We start from the raw sequence: 1,230 nt of genomic DNA, 5'->3' as shown, positions 1-1,230 counted from the left end.
GGGCACCTCGAACAACCTCGATTCTGCCGTTTGAGATGTTCGGTAAGGCGACAGGCCCCCCTCGCACCTGCCGGTCGAAGGGGCGCGAAGAGCCGACCCATGGCATTTCAAACCCAGATTGCGGCCTGTCAGCCGCCGTTTCCGCTCACGCCGGCACGATCCCCTGGCTCTGCAGCCGCGCCAGCCTCATCAGGTTGTGTGCGGCAACCTTCAGGCCGATCACCACCTGGGCTCGCGCCAGGCCAATCGTGCGCAGGCATTTGCCTCCCTGTTGGGCGAGTCGGGCAAACGGATGCTCGCCGAACGCCCGATCCTTGGCGATGCGATGGTTCCGACGCTGCTGGGCCAGGCTCAGCGGCTTGTCCGTCTGCCCCTTATGCTGGATGTCCGCGCGGTAGCCTTGTCGCCTGAGTTCGGTTTCCCGAGCCTGGCTGGCATAGGCGCTGTCGGCCCGTACCGTGCGCCCGGTGTTGACTGGATCGAGCAGCGTCTCGAAGTGCCGGCTGTCGTGCACGTTGGCCGCACTCACCTCGTGCCGCCGGATGAACCCCCAGCGCCGATCCGTGTTGGCGTGCAGCTTGTAGCCGTAATGGGCCTTGCCGTGCTTGAGCGTCCAGCGCGCCTGCACGTCCTTCTGCCGCCGCTTGGCATCGCTCCAGTCCTGCACAGCCTCGCCTCGCTTGATCCGGGCGTTCTCCTCGCGCGTATTGCGCTGGATCGGCGCGCTGACGATGCTCGCATCAATGATCTGTCCACCCCGGGCAATGAACCCGGCCCGCTGCAACTGGCCGCTCACCGCCGCGCTGATGTCGCCGATCAGATCGTTCTTCTTGAGCCGCTCACGCCACACCCAGATCGTCTTGGCGTCAGGCACCTTGCCGCTGTGTTCCAACCCCAGGAAGCGCTGGAAGCTGCGACGGTCCAGCACCTGGTACTCCAGCGCCTCGTCGGACAGGTTGTACAACTGCTGCAACAGCAGCAGCCGGATCATCAGCTCCGTCGGCCACGCCGGGCGACCGCCCTTGGCACCCGTGCCCAGGCGAAGGTGGCCATCGATCACCGCCGCGATCGCGACGAAATCGATGTGCCGCGACAGCAGCTCCAGCGGATCGCTCAACTGCTGGCGCTTGGCTTCGCGCTCGGCCCCGGCAAACAGACTGATCATCGGCTCTTACCCTGGATGGCGGTGGAACTATGATGCCAAGGATCGGGGGTTTTTAGAGCTGCCCT

1 protein-coding gene is annotated in these 1,230 nt (G+C 65.3%); it reads right to left on the bottom strand.

Annotated features, from left to right (window positions below):
• Positions 1-145: 145 nt before the first annotated feature.
• Positions 146-1,165: an IS5 family transposase gene (locus tag FHT08_RS19780; RefSeq protein ID WP_047124271.1), complete on the bottom strand. Its 1,020-nt coding sequence runs from the start codon at positions 1,163-1,165 to the stop codon at positions 146-148.
• Between the last annotated feature and the right edge of the window lie 65 nt (positions 1,166-1,230).

It is taken from the genome of Xanthomonas sp. CFBP 8151, assembly GCF_011761885.1.
Taxonomy (GTDB): Bacteria; Pseudomonadota; Gammaproteobacteria; order Xanthomonadales; family Xanthomonadaceae; genus Xanthomonas; species Xanthomonas arboricola_B.
This window is presented reverse-complemented; position numbering and strand designations above follow the sequence as displayed.

Excerpts from the sequence above, each read along its gene's own strand:
- FHT08_RS19780 (WP_047124271.1), bottom strand. The coding sequence starts at position 1,165 with ATGATCAGTCTGTTTGCCGGGGCCGAGCGCGAAGCCAAGCGCCAGCAG.